We start from the raw sequence: 20,448 nt of genomic DNA on the forward strand, positions 1-20,448 counted from the left end.
ACGATTAGATTTGATGTATAAATATTAGATCTATAAAGTAATTGCAATTAAATCAATCTCGTTACAATACCCAAAGGAACCAAATCATGTATATAAAGACTCTTTCTGCACTGACGATAATGCTTTCAGCATCATCAGCTTTTGCTGCAAGTGAAAGTTGCGGTGATTTAACGATTGCTGATATGAGCTGGAACTCAGCGACATTAATCGCCAACATTGATAGCCTTATCCTTACAGAAGGTTACAACTGTAATGTTGAATTAGTACCGGGTGATACGAACGCAACAGGCGCATCTATCATTGAGCGAGGCGAGCCAGATATCGCACCAGAATTATGGTCAAATGCTCTAGCGTCAGCACTTCAAAAAGGTGTTGCAGACAAGCGTATTCGTATTGCGGGTCAATCTTTATCTGATGGCGGAGAAGAAGGTTTTTGGATTCCAAAATACTTAGTTGATGAAAATCCAGCTCTTTCATCAATGGAAGAAATTTTAAAACACCCTGAACTATTTAAGCATCCAGAAGATGACTCTTTAGGCGCTTTATATAATTGCCCTGCTGGCTGGAACTGCCAGATATCTACAGGTCACTTATTTGAAGCGTTTAATATGGAAGAGCGCGGATTTGATTTGATTGATCCTGGTTCTGGCGCAGGTCTTTCAGGCTCCATTGCTAAAGCCTATGAGCGTAAAGAAGGCTGGTTAGGTTACTACTGGGCTCCAACCGCCGTTTTAGGTAAATACGAAATGGTAAAAGTAGATTTCGGTTCTGACGTCAACTTAGAACACTACCAAACCTGTCTTACTCAAGAATACTGTGAAGACCCACAACCTAGTATGTACCCACCAGCACCAGTTGATACTGTAACAACTGAAGCTTTAGCTACTGAAAAGCCTGAGATTTACGATTATTTAACTAAACGTTCTTTCACTAATGCAAAAATGAATGCATTACTCGCTTGGATGGAAAGCAATCAAGCTCAAGGTGACTATGCCGCTGAATATTTTCTGAAAAATAATGAAGCAATGTGGACAACTTGGGTTTCTGCTGATGCCGCTAAAAAGATAAAAGCCGCTCTTAACTAAAAAAGTATATCTAGACCATAAGCACTAGAACCTAAAGTAAGAGGCTCTAGTGCTTTGTTAAATCCTTAATAAAATACAAGGTCCCTACAAAAATGGCAGACAGTTCTTGGTTTACCAGCTTCCCAGAATTAGGCAGGAAAGATCTAACAGCCTTTAAAAGGACATTAGACGGTGCCTATCGTGAATTCTCTCGTAATTATGGTGAGTTAATCGAAGGTTTTTTCGACCCATTGCTCACTTTTTTAATTTGGTTTGAAAAACTATTACTAGCCTCTCCTTGGTGGCTAACCATTGGAGTAGTTATCGCTATTGTATATAGCGCAACTCGTTCATGGAAACTCTGTACTGGTGTATTTGCCTCCTTAATTGCCATTGGCATTTTTGGTATGTGGGACGACACCATGCGTACTTTAAGTATTATTACTGTCTGTACCCTACTCTCTATTATTATCGGTGTGCCTACTGGCATTCTCATGTCCCGCTCAAATAAAATGCAATCAGCCATAACACCCATTTTAGATGTCATGCAGACCATGCCAGCTTTTGTCTACCTTATTCCTGTAGTTATGCTGCTCGGCATTGGTAAAATCCCTGGGGTTATTGCCGTTATTATTTATGCCGTACCGCCTGTTATCCGTTTAACTAATTTAGGTATTCGCCTAGTAGATAAAGAAATAATGGAAGCAGCCACATCATTTGGAGCAACAAAAACACAAAAATTATTCGGTGTGCAATTACCACTAGCCATGCCAACGATTATGGCTGGTATAAACCAAACCATCATGATGGCATTGGCCATGGTGGTTGTCGCTTCTATGATTGGTGTAAAAGGCTTAGGGCAACCTGTTCTAAAATCCATTACTAACCAATACTTTACCTTAGGTTTACTAAATGGATTAGCTATTGTAGCGCTTGCTATTATTTTTGATCGAGTCTCTCAGGCTTATGCTAAACGCTCACAAAAACATCTAGGAAATCGTCATGACTAGTACAAATACAACTAACCAAACGACGAGACCTCTCATCGAAATAAACGGTTTATATAAAATCTTTGGCCCCAAAGAGCATAGTATTTTGCCTATGCTAGAAACAGGTAAAAACAAAAAGGACATACTAGCAGAGACAGGCCACACAGTTGGCCTTAGAGACATTAACCTTGACGTACATCAAGGTGAAATTTTTGTCATCATGGGACTTTCAGGGTCTGGCAAATCAACTCTCATACGTCACTTCAATCGACTTATTGACCCAACTTCTGGTCAAATAAAAGTTGAAGGTGATGACATTATGAAATTGTCTGAAGAAGAGTTAATTGAATTTAGGCGACATAAAATGTCCATGGTTTTCCAAAACTTCGGACTTTTACCACATCGCACTGTTTTGGAAAATGTTGCCTATGGATTACAGATTCAAAAAGTCGCGAAAAAAGAACGTTCTGAAAAAGCAAAAACTTGGCTTGAGACCGTAGGCTTAGCTGGTTATGAAGAGCAATACCCAGGACAACTTTCTGGTGGCCAGCAACAGCGCGTCGGATTAGCAAGAGCGTTATGTACAGACGCTGAAATACTTTTAATGGATGAAGCTTTTTCTGCTCTTGACCCTCTTATACGTAGCGAAATGCAAGGCCAACTACTTGAGCTTCAAGATACACTGCAAAAGACCATTATCTTTATTACTCACGATTTGGATGAAGCGTTACGAATTGGTGATCGAATTGCCATTCTAAACGATGGTGTATTGTCACAAATTGGTACACCAGTAGACATTCTGCTTAACCCTGCGGATGACTATGTTGAGGCCTTTGTAAAAGATGTGAACAGAGCTCGTGCCGTACCTGTCAAAACTATCATGCAACAGTCTGTTCCTCTTATAAAATCGCCAAATCTAGCCGATGCCATTGCCAAACTCCCAAGCCAAGGGTACGCCTTTTATCAGAATGAGTCTGGGTTCCATGGTGTTTTGACTCGTAAGAAACTTGAAGCGGCTATCAAGCAACGCCCGCAAGGCAACATCGAAGCAGAAGATGTGACAGAGATACCGAACCTAATGCCAGATATGCTTTTACAAGAAGCGCTATCTGATTCATTAAAATCCGATTACTCTCTACCTGTTTTGGATGAAGAAGGCCGATATGTTGGTGATCTAAGTTCAGAATCCTTAGCGGAAACACTTGAATATAGCGCTGAGTAATTAACTTAGGCTCTTTTGCTTTCACTAAAAAGAACTCAAAAAAAGCCGCACTCATTTTTCAAAATGAATGCGGTTTTTTTATATCTGCACAAAGCTTTGATTAATAAGCTTTATCGACCAAAATAAAAATCATAGCTTATTTTAAATCTAGAACGTCTTGCATGTCATACATGCCAGCCGCCTTACCTTCAAGCCAGCTTGCTGCGCGCACAGCGCCTTTTGCAAACGTCATTCGACTGCTCGCTTTGTGAGTAATTTCAATGCGTTCACCTTCTGTAGCAAACCACACTGTATGTTCACCCACTACATCGCCAGCACGAATGGTTTCAAAGCCAATCTCTTTTTGTGTACGAGCCCCTGTTTGCCCTTCACGACCATACACAGCGCATTCTTTTAAATCTCGACCTAATGCTTCCGCAACCACCTCCCCCATACGCAAAGCCGTGCCAGAAGGTGAATCAACTTTGTGACGGTGATGCGCTTCAACAATCTCTATATCGTAATCATCACCTAGAATCTCTGCAGCCGTTGCTAGTAGCTTAAGAGTCAAATTCACACCAACACTCATGTTTGGTGCAAAAACCACAGGAGTGTGAGCTGCAGCTTGATTCAAGAATGCTTTCTCTTCATCGTTCAAACCAGTCGTACCAACTACGATGGCTTTTTGATGCTTCACACAAAACGCAACATTTTCTAATGTCAGCGCAGGCGTCGTAAAATCGATAAGAACATCAAAGTCATCAACGCAATCAGCTAAGCTAGCAACAGCAGCAACACTTAGTTTGCCAATACCTGCGATTTCACCTGCATCAGCTCCCACTAAACTACTACCTGGTCTCAAAATAGCGGCACCTAAAGAAGCGCCTTCGACATCGTTAATGGCTGTAATCAAATACTTTCCCATGCGTCCAGACGCACCAATCACTGCTATTCGCATTATCTTGTCTTCCTCAAAAAATTTCGCAAACCATAACAAAAAACAACCTAAATCTCAGCCTTTAAAACTATTAAGATGATTTAGAAGGCATAAAAAAAGGAGCCAAAGCTCCTTTTTACGAAGAATCAACGATTAAAAAATTTCATTAGGTCTTAATTCTTCAATGACTTCCAAGTCAAACTCAATCACACCTTCTTCTGGCAAGTCATCTAAACTTTGACGAACTGCTGGTCGAGATTGATCGTTCTGTTTAATCACAATTTCCACTCGACGATTGGTTCCTCGATTCCTCACCGTGTCATTAGGCACAAGAGGGCGAGTATCTGCAAAACCTGTCACAGCAAAGCGCCCTTGATCTAGCTGACCTGTGGCAAAAAGCTCTTCCGCAACTGAGATAGCACGAGCTGAAGACAGCTGCCAATTCGAGCGGAATCGAACACTATCAATCGGTATATTATCTGTGTGCCCTTCTACTGAAATCGTCCCTTGAATTCCAACCAATACATCACGTATTAAGTCGATAACTGGAATAAAATCATAATTCAACTCTGCCGATCCAGAGTCAAAAGAGCCCTGATCTTTAATTCGAATCGTAATAGTTTCTTCTTGAGTTTCTATCTCAATCGTACCTTTCGAAATTTCTTCTCGTAGCACAGAAGCAATTTGCTGAGCATCTTCTTCTGTTTCTTGAATTTTCTGCTCTCGTTCTATATCCGCTTGAGATTTATTGACATAAGTAACCTCTGAAGGCTGCCCAGAATCTTCCTGCTGATTCAGCTCTGCCGTATCCGGCTTACAAAGTACTTCTAAAGTATGCTCTGGAATAGAATCTACTTTTTGTCTAACCTCATTAATTGGCGTTGGCTCTGGCCGACCTGGACTAAATTCCAAAGCGATAACAGACGTTCCCATAGGAATCGCATCAGCCTCCACTTCTCTTTGCACACCAAAAGCGTATTTTAATGAGCCTGCTAACTGTTTAAACTTGATGACATCCATTTCTGCGAATGACAATAGAAGTACAAAGAAGCACAGTAATAACGACATGAGATCAGCAAAGGTTCCCATGTAAGCAGGCAAACCCTCTATACATTCAGGGCAATCTGATTCTTCTTCATCACTCATTATAAAATCCACTTACAACTAACATGATTTATAACTCACACTACTCACGTGCAATTCGCTTCCCTTCCGCCAAATAAGACTTCAATGTATCATCAAGCACACGAGGGTTTTGACCTGATTGAATGGCAAGCAAAGCATCTAATATCAACTTCTGACAGGTTAATTCTTCATCAGCACGGGCATTAAGCTTCGCCTGAATCGGTAGACACACCATGTTTGCCACCATGGCGCCATAAAGAGTGGTTAAGAGCGCAATCGCCATGGCAGGTCCAATAGAACTTGGATCCGATAAGTTCGCCAACATTTGCACCAAACCAACCAAGGTTCCTATCATCCCCATCGCTGGAGCCACATCACCAAAAGCTTTAAAGATTTTGGCGCCGCTACTATGACGGTTGTACGCTTGGCTCATTTCTTTACTAAGTTGATTTTTAACTACTGTACTATCATGACCATCCACCAGCATTTGTATGCCAGTAGATAAAAAAGGATGACTAACCTCTTTTCCCTCTAGAGACAGTAACCCGCCCTTACGAGCTTCATCAGCTAATCCGTAAATTTCATCAATCAATGTGTCCATTGGAACACTTTTGAACATGAACGCTTTACCTGCAACTTTACCAGCGCCAAGAAATTGCCCCAGTGGATATTGCATTAAAGTCACCAAACTTGATCCAACCAATACAATAAGTATTGAAGTGGTATCAATAAACATCCCTGCCGACCCACCCAAAAAAATGGCAGCTCCAACAACTACAAAAGACCCTATAAGTCCTAATAACGTTGCGATATCCACACACGTCTCCCAACAAAAAGCTATAATGCGATCAATATATTAATATGATTCTATACGAAAGAAACACTAACCATGACATCTTCTTGCGTATTTTTTGTAATTTTCATTAACTCTCTCTTAAAAAGTGAGTATCTTTCCATTAGAAAATGTCATTTTATCAAGAGTAACTTCCATGTCTCGAAAAACTAATGTCCGCCATTTCGAAGAAAATCTAAAAGAATTGGACAACATCGTCGCTCAACTTGAGTCTAATCAACTTTCTCTTGAAGAGTCTCTAAAAGCCTTTGAAAAAGGTGTTAAACTGAGTCAAGACTGTCAGTCTGTTCTCACCCAAGCAGAACAAAAAGTTCAAATTTTGCTTGAGAAACAAGATGGTGAGCATTTAGAAACATTTGATCCGGAAACTAATTCGTGACTTTAGACAATTTTTCACAGTACGCTCGCCATCGAGTAGACAGCTACCTTGCTCAACATCTAAATGAATACAAGCCCGCGACGCATTTACAAGACGCCATGGCGTACAGCTTATTTAATGGCGGCAAACGTATTCGCCCTATGCTGACATATGCCGCCGCTTCATTATTTGGTGATATAAACGACCTGACAGACGCCAGTGCCGCAGCGATTGAATCCATTCATGCTTATTCTTTAATCCATGATGATTTGCCAGCCATGGACGATGACGACTTACGTAGGGGCAAACCAACCTCTCATATAAAATATGACGAAGCAACCGCCATCCTCGCAGGTGATGCTCTGCAAACCTTTGCTTTTGAGTTATTAAGCCAAGCCAAGCACAAGGACGCGACTTTACAGCTACAGCTCATTCAAGAATTAACGCAATCTTCTGGACGTCATGGCATGGTAACAGGCCAAATGATCGACCTTGCCAGTGTTGGGAAAAATATTGATGTTCAGGCTTTAGAAGAAATGCATCAACATAAAACAGGCGCTCTCATTCGTGCAAGCGTCCGTATGGGAGCCATCAGCACAGGAGCGACAACGCCAGCAGACTTTACAGCATTAGACACGTATGCCAATGCAATTGGCCTCGCTTTTCAGGTTCAAGATGACATCATAGACATCACCAGTGATACCTCCACATTGGGCAAAACACAGTTTTCTGACGAAGATGCTAACAAACCTACTTACCCTAAACTACTCGGTTTACAGGGCGCCCAAGAACTGGCGAAGAGCTTACATGATCAAGCCGTCACCTCAATTTCACCTTTTGGTGATGCGGCACAGCCGTTAATTGAATTGGCAAACTATATTATTGGCCGCAACCACTGATATACTTACCCGCTTTTTAACGATCGCGTTTTTAAATTAACAGAGTGTGACCTAACCTGTGCCAATGTTTGAAGAAATACCAACAACACGACCTGACACGCCTTTACTGGATCAAGCCAACATTCCGGCCAATCTGCGTGCTTTGAGTAAAGAGCAACTGCCACAGCTTGTACGTGAACTGCGAGAATTCATGCTATACAGCGTCGGACAAACTGGTGGTCACTTTGGTGCAGGCCTTGGTGTGGTTGAGCTTACTGTCGCTCTACATTATCTGTATAACACACCAGAAGATCGCATTGTTTGGGATGTAGGCCATCAAGCTTACCCACATAAAATCCTCACAGGCCGTCGTGAAGCACTCCTTAATATTCGCCAAGAAAATGGTATCTCTGGCTTCCCGAAACGAGACGAAAGTGAATACGATACCTTTGGTGTAGGTCACTCAAGCACATCTATTGGAGCCGCGTTAGGCATGTCGCTCGCCGCTCGACAACTTAAAACTGGTCGTAAAACGGTTGCCGTGATTGGGGATGGCGCTATGTCTGCAGGCATGGCATTCGAAGCACTTAATCACGCTGGCGATGCAAAAGCCGACATGCTCGTTATCTTGAACGATAACGAAATGTCTATATCCAAACCTGTTGGTGCGCTTTCTAGCTATTTTGCTCGTATCTGGGCCAGTAAAACTTATGACCATATTCGCAAAAGCGGTCAGAAAGTTTTTTCCGGTTTGCCTTCTGCATTAGAGTTGGCTCGAAAAGCTGAAGAACATATGAAAGGCATGGTGTCGCCAGGCATGATGTTTGAAGAATTGGGCTTTAATTACATCGGCCCAATCGATGGTCACGACTTGGATCATCTTTTAACCACCATCGCCAATCTAAAAGATCGATCCGGCCCACAGTTTCTTCACGTGATCACAAAGAAAGGCAAAGGCTTTGAACCGGCTGAAGGTGATCCTATTGGCTATCACGCCATCAATAAGATCGAGCCTGACCCAAAACCAAGACAAGAAAAAAGCAACTTACCTAAATATTGCAATGTGTTTGGGCAATGGGTTTGCGATGCTGCCGAGAATGACAGCAAACTGGTTGCCATTACGCCAGCGATGAAGGAAGGCTCCGACTTAATTGCTTTCGCTGAGCGCTTTCCAGACCGATACTTTGATGTTGCCATTGCAGAGCAGCACGCAGTGACCTTGGCAGCTGGTATGGCGTGCGATGGATTAAAACCCGTCGTTGCAATTTACTCTACCTTCTTGCAACGGGCTTACGATCAGCTGATTCATGATGTGGCTTTACAAAACCTTGATGTGTTGTTTGCCATTGATCGTGCTGGCTTAGTAGGTGAAGACGGGCCGACACATGCTGGCGTCTATGATTTGAGCTATTTACGCTGCATTCCAAACATGATTGTTATGGCGCCATCGGACGAAGATGAATGCCGAAAAATGCTACAAACAGGTTATCAATATGAAGGGCCTGCAGCGGTGCGTTATCCGCGTGGGACTGGCCCTGGAATCAAGCTCGAAGACAATCTAGACATTATTAATATTGGACAATCGCGTACATTACATACAGGTCAATCTGGTATTGTTATCTGCAGCTTTGGCCGTCCTACTTATGACGCCCTAGCAACCGCTAAAAATCTAGACACTACATTGATAGACATGCGTTTTGTGAAGCCGCTTGATGAGCAAGCCCTATTAGATCAACGAGACGCAAAACTCATAGTAACGGTTGAAGAAAACGCCATTATGGGCGGTGCTGGCTCTGCCGTCAGCGAGTTCTTACAAGCAAACAATATTAATGTACCGGTTCTTCATCTAGGTTTACCTGACCAATACGAAGAACATGCTAGCCATAGCGCCATGCTAAAACGCGTTGGCTTGGACTCTTCTGGCATAGAAGCATCTATTCGACAAAAGCTTACCAAATAAAGCCTTTCCAAGAGACCAAATTAGACACACAAGTTTCTATTTTGATCTCTTTCTTAGATTACCTTAATGTTTTTTCTGCTTCTTCTACCACCATTTTTACGCGATTAGGAATACGCTTCTAACTGTGAGTGCATAAGTACAAGGTTTCACTTACTGGCTCAACCAATCGATAAACTTTAATACTATTCGGTTTATTAAAAGCGCCATTGGTGAAATGTGTACAGACGTATTCGGCGCTGGCTGGGAAAAATTCCGTATTGCCTACCTTTCAACGGGCGACAGAGTTGGTGTTGAGATTTTTGAATTTAAAGGCCAATAAAACCCAGAAAACAATTTTGAATATTGGAAAACAGGTATCTTCCACTTTTGCGTACAAGACCCAAATATTGAAGAGTTAGCTGGCAAGGTTGTTGCTGGCGGCAAAAACGCATGTCTGAGCCTCGCTACTACTACCCTGGCGAAAAGCCTTATCGCATGATTTACATGGAAGACCCATTCGGTAATATTTTGGAAATTTATAGCCACAGCTATGAATTAATATACAGTGACGGTGCTTACTAAAAGCCAATAAAAATAAAGCTCTATCATGCCTGATAGAGCTTTATGCTTTACATTCGATAACGAGATTTAAACTATTTATCAAATAAGCTGATAAAAGTTCGAATTCTCTTAGCATTCACACCGCGGTCACTACGACCAATTCGCGATACGCTGCGAATGTCGACGCGGCTCTGTCCTTCTACAGACGATACAACCACCACAACATCATCGATAAACTGATAAACCGACGTTTTCGCACTGGCCTCAAAACGCAATGCATATTGATCTTCAACAACAATGTCCCAATTCATTTCCTTTGCCACTCTTAAAGCTTCTTGGAAAGCCGCTTGTGTTGATTTATCAGAAAAGATCGGAACAATATCAGGATAGGCTTGCTGCTGAAAAGCAGCGATTTCTGGGCCACCATAAACCAAAGTATTTCTTGCCCCTTCACGAGACTCATCAAGTACTTGGAAAAGCGGAGGATTAGTCGTATCCGTCGTAATGTCATGAATCGGCGGTACACGCACTGGTGGGTTTATTTTCCCATAGATTGTCGGTGCTAATAATGCAATACCCACAACAACCGTGAAAAAAGATTTGCCTAGGCCACATCGACCTTTCACGACCAAATAGTAAATAACACCAAGAATGCCTAGCCCTAAAACAGCATAAGCAATAGGGTTCATATAATTACGCACCAACCCAAAACCAACAATTGGCTGCCATAAATTCAATCTAGCCCCTAACATCATCACACCGATGACCAAAATAGCGACAATAGCAAAAGCCACTAAAACTGAACCTAAACGACTTCTCATGTATATTCCTTTTATCCATTATGACTAATTACGTAAAATTACCTACATTGTAACCTTAACCTGATACCATTCGCTATATTTGAGTTTGCCAAACCTTTTTCATTACTTACTTTTTCTATGAATATAAAAAAGTTAAGGCTCACATAGAAACTTTTATCATAGACGCACTTCTTACAAGTGGCCGATAATTTAAAATCTACTTAAACAGTATTAGTTATACAGCGAAATCAAAATGGATATTTTATGCCCGTAGATATTCACTCCCTACAAACAGCCGTGTGGATTTATGATATTGATCATTCGTCAATTCTTTGGGCAAATAAGGCTGCACTTGAATTATGGGATAGTTCTTCTCTTGAAGAGTTAATCGATCGTGACTTAAAAACAGATCAATCTGTTGCGGTAAAAGAAAGCCTCCTTCAATATCAACAAGCCTTTAAGCAAAACCAAGTTATCCAAGAAAATTGGTATTTCTCACCTAAAGGAAAAGAAATACAAGCATTTTGTCAGTTTTCTGGTATCGAGTTAGATAACGGTCGAATGGGCATGCTCGTAGAAGCAACAACAGCCAACCCTCTTCACTCAAACATATTATCTGGCTCAACCACTATTTTATCCGTTTACTCACTAAATGGTGAATTTATAAGTGGCAACCCACCTTTCATTAAAAGCTTTGGTAATAATGTCACTAATTTGACTGAGTTAATATGTGACTCAGATGTTTTATCTGAACTTAAATCCTCTTTAGTAAAAAATATAAAGTTTGAAAAAGACGTTTTAATGAACACACCACAAGGTCAAACCTGGTTCAAAATACAAGCCATGCGTAGTCGTCATGAGCAAAATCATGAGTCAATTCTTTTACATCATTACGATATTCATGAAAGGAAGACGCTAGAACAAAACCTTCGAGAAGAAGCCCATACAGATCCTTTAACTGGATTATTAAATCGCCGTGGCTTAACTTATTCATTAAAAAAGAGCCTCAGCACTGGAACTCCCTTTTCTCTGATCTACATTGATCTAGATGGTTTTAAAATGGTCAATGACTCCCTAGGTCATGGATTAGGAGATAAGGTATTAATTGAAGTCTGCCAGCGTTTAAAAGAACTCTGTACAGAGGCTGATCAATTGTGTCGATTTGGTGGCGATGAATTCATCCTTATCTCAAATCAAAATAAGTTAGAAAGTCATTATGCAGAACGCTGCCATGCTCTTCTTGAAAGTCTATCGGAACCTTATAAAACGTTAAAAGATAGAAATTTATCTCTATCAGCCAGTATTGGTATATCGCATTTCCCAAGTGATAGTGAAAATATCGAGCACCTTATCACTTGTGCTGATGCCGCCATGTACGAGGCAAAAAAACAAGGTAAAAAGCGTTGGATTAGATACCAAGAAGGGATGGAGTTACAGCTGAAAAGGCTAAGCCGTATTGCACATAATTTAGCATTAGCTATCGAAAAACAAGAGCTAGCGCTGCATTATCAACCAATAAAAAACATATCAACAAATGAAATTATTTCTTTCGAAGCCCTATTACGCTGGACTAATAAAGAATTAGGTTATGTGAACACAGAAGAAGTTATTCAAGTAGCAGAAGAAACGGGGTTGATAAATGACATTGAAAATTGGGTGTTAAAAACAGCCATACAAGACCTTACTATTTTAAGAAATGCCACAACATCTCAAGCAACCATGTCAGTAAACATCTCTGGATTACATATATCAGAGCCAAATTTTGTTAAAAGCATCTTAAGTATTTTAGAAAGACATAACTTAAAAGCGGATGATCTCAATATAGAGCTAACTGAAAGTGCCTTGCTGACTAATGCAAATAATACTCATAACCCTATTCAACAATTCACTTTTAGCAATATCAAAATCAACATAGATGATTTTGGTACGGGGTATTCCTCTCTTGCTTATTTGCACAGCATTCCTGCCTCCATAGTAAAAGTAGACAGATCATTTCTTGAGAGTATAGAGCACAATACGGTGACATTAGAGTGTATTCATCGCTTAGTTACCGCCCTGAACATGACATGTTTAATTGAAGGAATAGAAACACCTGAGCAAGCAGAGAAGCTTAAAGCCATTGGCTATGATCTACAACAAGGATACTTCCACGGTAAGCCACAATCGCTAGACTATTATTTAAAGAACGCTCAATTTCATGCTTAAGCCAATACACCAAAGCATTTTTCGTATAAAACCCAGCCGGATAAAATAAAGGTTGTCATTGCAACAAGGCCGTTTTTCCAAGTGTCGAATTGAATACGAGCGTAGGCAATTCCTGCCGAGGTAATACATAACGCCAACACACCAAGCATCCCTAAATAATTAGGAAACCATAAAGTAGCAGCACCAAATAGCTCTAACATTCCTACAGCCAATAACGCCCCTTGATTCAGGCCGCAGGTTTTAAAGAAAGATAAATGCGCATGAAACCGACTTTGAGGCAAACCAACTATCTTTACGCAACTAGAAAGCAAGAAAAATATCGTCAGTTCTAACGACACCATAAAAATAATGAATGAAACCATCTTCAACCTCTAAAACCGCCTGAAAATTTTGCATTAAAATATCAAAACCACTGAGTATACAAGATACATAACGCTTTGCTACCGCTTGACTTCTATTCAGCAGCCAAAATAGCTAAACCTTAAATTAAACAAAGAGATAACTTTCTTATTAGCTCTCTTTCCCCTATAAATAATCACTCTGATATAATTTATTAAAAATGGGCCCTTAAAAATTTATCTTTTAATTTGAGTACAACAATCGATGCAAAAGCACACTCATCCATCATTACTCACATTGCTAGTCATCAGCTTTCTCTCTTTATTTCTCGCTGGCTGCCAATCCCTTTTATCCTTCGACTCAGTTAACTCCGTAGAACAACTCTCCACTCAAATCAAAAGTGCGAGCAGCATAGAAGATGTGAAAGCCATCGCAGAACAAGCGAAAATCACACATAACCTTATCCGCTCAGATATCAAAGCCATTAAAGCTCTATATGAAAACCTTGACCAAGAAGTGAATCAGAGATGGGGCTCAAACAACAATGCTCTGCCAGACAAAAAAACCTATGTAAAATACGTAAACGACTACCAAGCAAGAACCGTAGTTGACTTTGATCAAGGCTCAGTACGAGTTGAAAGCATTGCTTCAAGCAATCCGCTAGCGTCATTAAAAGAAGCCATAACCACGACATTATTAACAACAGCAGACCCAACCAAAACAGACATTTTTTCCAGCTCTGCGCCCAATACCGAAGGTGTCCCTTTCTTATACCCTCAAGTCATTGATCATGATGGAAAAGTCGTTCAATACGCATGGCGAGCGGGACGTTATGCCGACTATTTAATTAATAACAAACTGCTGAAAAGCCAAGAAAATGGCAAAACCGTCTACGCTACTGAATTTAACCTTGTGGAACAGCATCAACACCTTCGCCAAGAAAAATACAGCGAGTACGTCATCGCAGCTGCAAACCGTTACAACCTAGATCCGGCACTTATTTATGGCATTATTGAAACGGAAAGCTCTTTTAACCCTTATGCTGTCAGCCCTGCAAATGCTTATGGGTTAATGCAAGTCGTACCTGCCACAGCAGGCAAAGACGTTTATAACCTAATAAAGAAACGATCTGACGAACCAACCAAAGAAACTTTATTTCAACCAGAAAATAACATCGATATTGGCAGCGCTTATTTGTACATATTACAAACGCGTTACCTTGTTGCCGTCAAAAATAAATTGAGTCAGGAATACTCAATGATTTCGGCTTATAACGGCGGAACAGGAAATGTATTGAAGACTTTTGACAGCGACAGGACGGTTGCAATGGAAAAGCTTAATCAAAACTCAGCAAGCAGTGTCTATCAAAAATTAAGATACGATCATCCACGTTCCGAGTCCCAGTATTACTTAGAAAAAGTCACCAAGGCCAAGAAAAACTATCAGTAGAAACGCACTCTATGCGCTTTCAGCGTCTTATTGCTCTTTTTAATTGCCGCTTCAGGCTTTTGGAGAGTCGGTAAAATAGAAAGTAGACTGGATATCGTAATAGGAAAGGTTTCTGATATTACTTCTACAAGCCACGCCCTCAAAAACAATTTGAGTTTAGCGAATTCCGCTGTCTTACAATATCTACTGATCAAAACTCGCCACTCACCAAAAAGACTTTCTAAGCCAATTCAAAATCGTATAATGAGTAGAAGCAACTTAGAAAAACAGTAAAAACTAAAGAAGCCTCATCATGAGGCTTCTTTTTTTGTATCAACAAACCCTCTCGCAATCGCGACAGTCGCTTTGACATTTTTGATTTTGTTTAATACTAGCTCAGGCTCTGAACCAGACTCATTTTGTGCTGCAAGCAAAGCAGCAGATTCAGCGACGCCGTAGACGCCCACTGTCTTGAAGATATAGTCAGATTTGGTGCTGAGTAATGACTCCATTGGAGTAAGTTCTTGGGCGCTGTAGGTGTTGAAGCCCCAATGGTACTTTTGAGCCAAGGCAATTAAGTTGGTTTCGTCGGCTTTTATATCAATGCTGTTTAGAGAATGAATGTCGCTTGGCATTAAGCCCTTTAGATTAAGCGCATCAAGCATAAGACTTTCAATAAACTCTAACGGACAATCTCGTTCGCAGCCCATGCCCAGCGTATAAATCGGGTTCAAATAAGGTTTCGCGGTAGTCATTACTAATTGGGCGCCAAGTCGGTCTGCTACTTGAGCGCCCCACTCATTGGCGCCACCTTCGTGGCCCGATAATAGTGGAATCACGAACTTGCCTTCTTCATCTAAAACCAAAACTGGTGGATCTTGATGCTTGTCTTGAAGCACTGGCGCAAGGGTTCGCATCACGATGCCCGTGGCGCAAATAAACACCAACCAATCCCCTTGCTGAAAAGCATTCTGAACAAACTCAGCAAAAGGCTTAGGCTTGTATTCCACACTCACCTCAAGCCTATTTCCATCAGAACTACTCTCACCCAACCAACAAGCTTGGAGCTTTTTAGCCAATTGCTCGCCAGCTGGCGTTAACGCAATAATGCGAATCAACGTGTGCCTCGCTCGCTTTTAGTCACAATAAACAGAGAAAAATACGGGCCGGCTTTGTCTTCCAAAGCCGATACATCTTGCACGATGCGTTCGTTGTCTCGGCCAATATATTCAAGATACTTAGCATCCTGCATACGGTTGGTTTTACGCAATGCTGTTAAGATTCTCGGGCGCGCTCGTCCTGCTTTCATGATGACCACACTGTCATGTTGCTCAAGTGCCGTATCAATTTGCAGTGCCGAATGGCGACCACTCACAACTGCAAAAGATTCTTTCAATACCGTTAAAGGATGATTCAAGGCTGAAGACGCCGCATTAATCGATGACACACCAGGCACAACTTGGCACTGGAAATCGCCTTCAAGACGCTCTAATAAATAGGCAAAGGAGCCAAAAAACAATGGATCGCCTTCACACAAAAATACGACGTCCTTTCCTTCTTCAAGCTCTTTGGCAATGGCTTTTGCCCCGTTGTCATAAGCCTCATTCGCAAGCGAACGGTCGGTTGACATAGGCATTACAATAGCGATCTCATTTTGCGTATGCGTCACACCGGCAAAAGCTTCACTGGCAATGCTTTTTGCTTGGGAGCTACCTTGGTCATTGGCAAGATAACTCACCACACTGGCACCTTGAATCAAACGCAGGGCTTTTAATGTAATCAATTCTGGATCACCGGGGCCAACACCTACACCAATAAAACGACCATGGGTGGCTTGCTTCTCTGTCACGCTCATTATGCGGTGCCCTTATTCATCTCTATCAAACCTTTCTCAGAATGCTTTTTAAAATGGAACAGTGTCACGGGCAAACTCGGACGATAAAGTCGTTGTCCTGCTAAACGTTCACCTTTGGCAACTAACACTTGCAAACTTTGCTCGTCAGCATCATTGGAAGCTTCTCTAATCTGTGCGAACTGTATCACTTGGAATTTTGTGTCTTCAGTAACGGCACTCACAATCAAGCTACCACCGACAGGTAATCTCGCCCAAATTTGTGCCATTAAATCACTGAGTTCACCATCGCTACCGCCAATAAATACCTTGTTCGGTGTATCGATTTGAGACGGTAAATCCACCAGCACATCAGGTGCTCGCCCCGCAACAATCGACAAATTCTGAACAACGCCGAAACGCTCTTGGTTCGCCGTTAAACAAGCTAAACGTTCAGAATGATGTTCAATAGCGACAACTCGACTACGCGGATGCCAATAAGCCAGTTCCACACTCACACCACCGCAACCTGCGCCAATGTCCCAAACCGTGTCACCATCGTCTATGTTCATATATGACAAAATTGCCAAGCGAACTTCTCGCTTAGTGATCATGCCTTTTCCATCACCTTTGTCCGTCACAAAGTTAGCATCTGGAATGCCCGGTGCTGTCGGATAAAAGCTAACTTGCTGACTGGTTTTCACAAGGATGACATTAAGTGGATCAAAAACGAATTCGTTATCTATCAGTTCAGCCGTTGTAAAACTGCGTACTTGTTCTTGCTCATACCCCAATGCTTCGCAAACGATAATCTCGCTTCCACTCAGTCCAGCCTTCACACACTCTTGGGCAATATGCTGCGGCTGACTGTATTGGTCGGTGAGCAAAACTAAAGTCTGATTCGCTTTTAAATAACGGCGCAAGCTTACTAAAGGGCGACCATGAAGGCTGACGACTTGAACATCTTGCAAAGACAAACCAAGGCGATGACAAGCCACTTGAATACTAGAAACATTAGGGTAAAAGTTCAGCTGAGTTTTAGAAAAGATCCGAACCAGCCAAGCGCCAATGCCGTAATATAAAGGATCGCCAGAGGCGAGCACGACAACTTGCTTTGCGCCTTGTTGCTGCCAAATTTCAAAATCGCTTTGCACCTGCTTGAGCTTAGGTAAATCGCACACTTTTCCCACATGGGAGTAAGTCGAAATGGTGTCATGCTGGCGAGGTGAACCCAATACAACATCCTGCTCAGACAAACTCGCCAACGCCGCTTGAGCAGATTCATCAAGGTTCGCTTTTGCATTGGCGCCTAACCCAATAACATGAATTTCCAGCGGTTCTTTTTGCTCTGTCATCGTCTTCACAATCAGTAATACTCACCCAAATTACAACGTAATAATGCATTACAGCTGGCGGAAGTCACAGCACTGCCACCCATTCGTCCCAATAAAGTAATGCATTCTATATCAAGCTTTTCATGCACTTGCCAAAGTGCATCTTTTGATTCCGCAGCACCCACAAAACCAACTGGCATAGCGATAACCAAAGCGGGTTTTGGCGCGCCCTTTTCTATCATTTCCAACAAACGAAACAAGGCAGTTGGCGCATTACCAATCAAGACAACACTACCCGCCAGACTGTCTTGCCATAAACTGAGCGCTGCCATGGATCGAGTTTCGCCATTACTTTTGGCTAACTCAGCCGTGCGTGGATCGTTTAAAAAGCACAAAGGTTCGCGCTCTATCATGCGTTTGGTCACACCCTGCTTCACCATTTCCACATCACATAAAATGGCGCAGTTTTTTGCCAAAGCCTCTCGCCCGGCTTGTGTTGCATTCGCACTGAATTGAATTTGTGTCGCCACATCCGGCAAGCCAAGACTGTGAATCACACGCATAGTGACCTGTTGCTGATCTTGATTCAAATTCGATAAATCGGTTAACTCACGAATTTGTCGAAAACTGTCATGCTCTATGGCTTGTGGGTTATTTTCGTATTGATATTTATCTGAAGGCTTCACTGTTGGCTGTCTTTTTGTTGATTCTTAGAATGAATATTGCCCCATGCCGCTAAACAGGCTTGCAAGCAATCTTGTGTGTCATTAAATTCTCTGTCTACTTCAGGCAATATTGGTCGACGATGAAGCAACACGGGAATAGACATTTCACGCGCCGCTTCGAGTTTGGAGTAGGTTGCCGAACCACCACTGTTTTTGCTGACAATAACGTCTATCCCTTGCTCTCGTAGTAATTGCTGTTCATCTTCTAAAGCAAAAGGCCCAATGGCTTTTAACCATTCTATTCCTTCTGGCATAGCAAATTTCGGAGCAACTGCAGTTCGCCAGACGACTCGTTCAACACTTGGCAATTGGATAATGTTCGTCAATAAATCTTCGCTCATCTGACCTGCGCTTAATAACGGCACACGAAAACCATCCAGTTGCGTGAGTAAATCAGCATCGGATTGATATTCGCTCCATAAATCACCTTGTTGCGCTTGCCAAGCTGGACGATGAAAACGCCAACAAGGAATATCAACTTCTCTTGCCGCATTCACGGCTTTTGTACTCATGGTTTGCGCATAAGGATGGGTGACATCGAGAATTGCTCCAATACCGTTCTCACGCAAATAAGTAGCCAAGCCACCAAATTGAGTAAAACCGCCCACCACCAATTCACAGTCTACTTTTGGCACTCGAACCAGACCTGCTAAGCTGTAAACGACTTTCAGCTTATTCTGGAGAGTACCAGCTTGATGAAGTGCATCGGCTAAACGTCGAGCGTCAGCTGTGCCGCCAAGCAATAGAATTTTCATGTTTGAGATCCTGCTAACTCAGCCGCTTTACCTACGAAAAACCCTTTACGATCAATTGCCCAGACTTCTAGCTCAATATGATCAGGTATGTATTTTCTGGCGAATTCTAGTGCTTGCTGACAAACCGCATCGGCCAATTCAAGATTTGCACCTTGAGCAAAAGACAAGGCTTCCACACTGGTGTTCGCTTGAATCATTTTATCTTGCAGCTCATGGCTCGCACCTAATGTTCCAGCGAGCTGTGCGAGTCTGTTCAAATCAATACTGGAAACTCGACTATTCAAATCCATGTGTTGTTGTGCCAGCTTGCTGATTTTTCCAAAGCCCCCACAAATACTAAGTTTCATCAGCTGCTTGGAATCGTCTTGCTCTACTTTCTTAATGTGCTTTAACACAGCACCAACAAAATCACCCATTTCAATCAAAGCCATATCATCAAGCTGGTAATGATTTTTTATTGCCTCTTCACTGCTGTTGCCTGTTGTTGCGGAAATATGAGTGATGCCATTAGCACGAGCCACATCAATACCTTGATGAATCGACGCAATGTACGCTGCACAAGAAAAGGGGCGAACAATGCCCGTGGTGCCTAAAATAGACAAACCACCTAAAATACCTAGGCGTGGATTCATGGTTTTTTGTGCGATTTGTTCCCCATTAATCACGCCAACAGACACATCAAAACCACCTTGATATTGATAAGTATGAGCAAAGCCTTCTAAATGTTCTGTCATCATTTTGCGTGGAACGGGATTGATAGCAGGCTCGCCAACATCTAACAATAAGCCAGTGCGAGTCACGATTCCTACACCTTCTGCGGCATAAAAACGAACCCCTTGCTCTGGAGACAAACAAAGCTCAACAAATAAGGTGACGCCATGGGTCGCATCTGGGTCATCGCCTGCATCTTTGATGGTCGCGGTTTTCATACCGCCATCAATAGGCTGATAACCAATAATGGGTAAATCCACGACCTTACCTTTCGGTAGGGTCACGCTAACTATCACGTCTTGTTGTTGAGCAAAAAGTGCTTGAGCCGCCGCCACACAACAAGCCGTTGCGCAGGTTCCAGTGGTTAATCCGGACCGCAATGGCGCAGGTGATTCAGCACTTTCAGGCCACATGG

Annotated in this window: 19 protein-coding genes and 1 pseudogene; 9 read left to right on the forward strand and 11 right to left on the reverse strand. The window is 42.1% G+C overall.

All coding sequences use genetic code 11. The annotated features are described in order from the left end of the window. Positions 1 to 86 precede the first annotated feature (86 nt). The 3 genes from ABFY09_RS04025 to ABFY09_RS04035 all read left to right on the forward strand — a co-directional run bounded on the left by ABFY09_RS04025 (position 87) and on the right by ABFY09_RS04035 (position 3,275). On the forward strand, positions 87 to 1,085 hold the full coding sequence (locus tag ABFY09_RS04025) for an ABC transporter substrate-binding protein (protein WP_347983009.1): 999 nt from the start codon (positions 87 to 89) through the stop codon (positions 1,083 to 1,085). Between the two features lie 92 nt (positions 1,086 to 1,177). Next, on the forward strand, positions 1,178 to 2,074 hold the full coding sequence (locus ABFY09_RS04030; protein WP_347983010.1) for a proline/glycine betaine ABC transporter permease: 897 nt from the start codon (positions 1,178 to 1,180) through the stop codon (positions 2,072 to 2,074). Beyond that, the gene (locus ABFY09_RS04035; protein ID WP_347983011.1) at positions 2,067 to 3,275 is read left to right on the forward strand and encodes a glycine betaine/L-proline ABC transporter ATP-binding protein; all 1,209 of its coding nucleotides are present in this window, start codon (positions 2,067 to 2,069) and stop codon (positions 3,273 to 3,275) included. Before ABFY09_RS04030 ends, ABFY09_RS04035 begins: the two co-directional genes overlap by 8 nt. Positions 3,276 to 3,411: 136 nt before the next feature. Here ABFY09_RS04035 and dapB read toward each other — a convergent pair whose 3' ends face one another. The 3 genes from dapB to pomA all read right to left on the reverse strand — a co-directional run bounded on the left by dapB (position 3,412) and on the right by pomA (position 6,133). Then, a complete protein-coding gene (gene dapB / locus ABFY09_RS04040; RefSeq protein WP_347983012.1) occupies positions 3,412 to 4,212 on the reverse strand; it encodes a 4-hydroxy-tetrahydrodipicolinate reductase in 801 nt (266 codons plus the stop codon). A gap of 132 nt (positions 4,213 to 4,344) precedes the next feature. Continuing rightward, positions 4,345 to 5,337, reverse strand: coding sequence for a flagellar motor protein MotB (locus tag ABFY09_RS04045; protein ID WP_347983013.1), 993 nt, complete (start codon positions 5,335 to 5,337; stop codon positions 4,345 to 4,347). Positions 5,338 to 5,377: 40 nt separating this feature from the next. Next, positions 5,378 to 6,133: a flagellar motor protein PomA gene (gene pomA, locus ABFY09_RS04050; RefSeq protein WP_347983014.1), complete on the reverse strand. Its 756-nt coding sequence runs from the start codon at positions 6,131 to 6,133 to the stop codon at positions 5,378 to 5,380. 172 nt (positions 6,134 to 6,305) lie between these two features. Between pomA and ABFY09_RS04055 the strand changes: the two genes are divergently transcribed. The 4 genes and pseudogenes from ABFY09_RS04055 to ABFY09_RS04070 form a co-directional block, all read left to right on the forward strand. Continuing rightward, complete coding sequence (locus ABFY09_RS04055) at positions 6,306 to 6,548, forward strand: exodeoxyribonuclease VII small subunit (protein ID WP_347983015.1); 243 nt, start codon at positions 6,306 to 6,308, stop codon at positions 6,546 to 6,548. Then, positions 6,545 to 7,426 carry a farnesyl diphosphate synthase gene (locus tag ABFY09_RS04060; protein ID WP_347983016.1) on the forward strand — a complete coding sequence of 294 codons (882 nt, stop codon included), beginning with the start codon at positions 6,545 to 6,547 and terminating at the stop codon, positions 7,424 to 7,426. The genes ABFY09_RS04055 and ABFY09_RS04060 overlap by 4 nt, the downstream gene beginning before the upstream one ends. A 64-nt stretch (positions 7,427 to 7,490) precedes the next feature. After that, entirely contained in the window at positions 7,491 to 9,365 is a 1,875-nt protein-coding gene (gene dxs / locus ABFY09_RS04065) for a 1-deoxy-D-xylulose-5-phosphate synthase (RefSeq protein WP_347983065.1), read from the forward strand. Positions 9,366 to 9,558: 193 nt separating this feature from the next. Next, a pseudogene (locus tag ABFY09_RS04070) lies at positions 9,559 to 9,926 on the forward strand (VOC family protein); the annotation flags it as partial. A gap of 71 nt (positions 9,927 to 9,997) precedes the next feature. On the opposite strand, the gene ABFY09_RS04075 reads toward ABFY09_RS04070, so the two are convergent. Continuing rightward, positions 9,998 to 10,726, reverse strand: a complete 729-nt coding sequence (locus ABFY09_RS04075) for a DUF1499 domain-containing protein (RefSeq protein ID WP_347983017.1) — start codon at positions 10,724 to 10,726, stop codon at positions 9,998 to 10,000. A 243-nt stretch (positions 10,727 to 10,969) separates the two neighbouring features. Here ABFY09_RS04075 and ABFY09_RS04080 point away from each other — a divergent pair, with 243 nt between their 5' ends. After that, positions 10,970 to 12,910: an EAL domain-containing protein gene (locus tag ABFY09_RS04080; RefSeq protein ID WP_347983018.1), complete on the forward strand. Its 1,941-nt coding sequence runs from the start codon at positions 10,970 to 10,972 to the stop codon at positions 12,908 to 12,910. Here ABFY09_RS04080 and ABFY09_RS04085 read toward each other — a convergent pair. Continuing rightward, positions 12,907 to 13,272 (reverse strand): DoxX family protein, encoded by a 366-nt coding sequence (locus tag ABFY09_RS04085; protein WP_347983019.1) that lies wholly within the window; start codon positions 13,270 to 13,272, stop codon positions 12,907 to 12,909. The genes ABFY09_RS04080 and ABFY09_RS04085 overlap by 4 nt on opposite strands. A 241-nt stretch (positions 13,273 to 13,513) precedes the next feature. On the opposite strand from ABFY09_RS04085, the gene ABFY09_RS04090 reads away from it, so the two are divergent. Beyond that, positions 13,514 to 14,698, forward strand: coding sequence for a murein transglycosylase domain-containing protein (locus tag ABFY09_RS04090; RefSeq protein WP_347983020.1), 1,185 nt, complete (start codon positions 13,514 to 13,516; stop codon positions 14,696 to 14,698). Between the two features lie 290 nt (positions 14,699 to 14,988). Here the strand turns inward: ABFY09_RS04090 and ABFY09_RS04095 are convergent, their stop codons facing one another. From ABFY09_RS04095 to ABFY09_RS04120, 6 genes are read right to left on the reverse strand one after another with little or no spacing between them, the layout of a single operon-like run. Next, a complete protein-coding gene (locus ABFY09_RS04095; RefSeq protein ID WP_347983021.1) occupies positions 14,989 to 15,795 on the reverse strand; it encodes a cobalamin biosynthesis protein in 807 nt (268 codons plus the stop codon). Continuing rightward, positions 15,792 to 16,532 (reverse strand): precorrin-2 C(20)-methyltransferase, encoded by a 741-nt coding sequence (gene cobI / locus ABFY09_RS04100; RefSeq protein WP_347983022.1) that lies wholly within the window; start codon positions 16,530 to 16,532, stop codon positions 15,792 to 15,794. The genes ABFY09_RS04095 and cobI overlap by 4 nt, the downstream gene beginning before the upstream one ends. Beyond that, positions 16,532 to 17,863, reverse strand: a complete 1,332-nt coding sequence (gene cbiE, locus ABFY09_RS04105; RefSeq protein WP_347983023.1) for a precorrin-6y C5,15-methyltransferase (decarboxylating) subunit CbiE — start codon at positions 17,861 to 17,863, stop codon at positions 16,532 to 16,534. Before cbiE ends, cobI begins: the two co-directional genes overlap by 1 nt. An 11-nt stretch (positions 17,864 to 17,874) precedes the next feature. Then, positions 17,875 to 18,528: a precorrin-8X methylmutase gene (locus ABFY09_RS04110; protein WP_347983024.1), complete on the reverse strand. Its 654-nt coding sequence runs from the start codon at positions 18,526 to 18,528 to the stop codon at positions 17,875 to 17,877. After that, positions 18,525 to 19,322 (reverse strand): precorrin-6A/cobalt-precorrin-6A reductase, encoded by a 798-nt coding sequence (locus tag ABFY09_RS04115; RefSeq protein WP_347983025.1) that lies wholly within the window; start codon positions 19,320 to 19,322, stop codon positions 18,525 to 18,527. Before ABFY09_RS04115 ends, ABFY09_RS04110 begins: the two co-directional genes overlap by 4 nt. Beyond that, the gene (locus tag ABFY09_RS04120; protein ID WP_347983026.1) at positions 19,319 to 20,446 is read right to left on the reverse strand and encodes a cobalt-precorrin-5B (C(1))-methyltransferase; all 1,128 of its coding nucleotides are present in this window, start codon (positions 20,444 to 20,446) and stop codon (positions 19,319 to 19,321) included. Before ABFY09_RS04120 ends, ABFY09_RS04115 begins: the two co-directional genes overlap by 4 nt. Between the last annotated feature and the right edge of the window lie 2 nt (positions 20,447 to 20,448).

This window comes from Marinomonas sp. 5E14-1, assembly GCF_039939215.1.
GTDB lineage: Bacteria > Pseudomonadota > Gammaproteobacteria > Pseudomonadales > Marinomonadaceae > Marinomonas.